This window comes from Stutzerimonas stutzeri, assembly GCF_002890915.1.
Lineage (GTDB): Bacteria > Pseudomonadota > Gammaproteobacteria > Pseudomonadales > Pseudomonadaceae > Stutzerimonas > Stutzerimonas stutzeri_AF.
In genome coordinates this window covers 1-302 of sequence record NZ_POUT01000037.1, presented here as the reverse complement: position 1 = coordinate 302, position 302 = coordinate 1, and the positions used below count along the sequence as shown (strand labels likewise).

Here is a 302-nt window from a genome sequence, read left to right as displayed (position 1 = left end):
CCGTAATAGTCTCGCACTGATTTTTATGCGTGCAGCGTGTGATACAGAGTAGGCGTGCAGCATGTGATACAGCCTACCCGTGCACCATGTGATACAGCTTCGGAAGATGACTTGGCTGGACGCTTACGCTGAAACCAGTTGTCCCAGCCCAAAAGCAAACCCCCGACCCGCTAACGCGGATCGGGGGTTTGGGATAGGTGCTTGACGATGACCTACTCTCACATGGGGAGACCCCACACTACCATCGGCGATGCGTCGTTTCACTGCTGAGTTCGGGATGGGATCAGGTGGTTCCAACGCTC

General features: G+C 55.3%; 1 rRNA gene. It reads right to left on the bottom strand.

What is annotated here, in order from left to right:
- Nucleotides 1-199 precede the first annotated feature (199 nt).
- Nucleotides 200-302, bottom strand: a 5S ribosomal RNA gene (gene rrf / locus CXK94_RS22195); the annotation flags it as partial.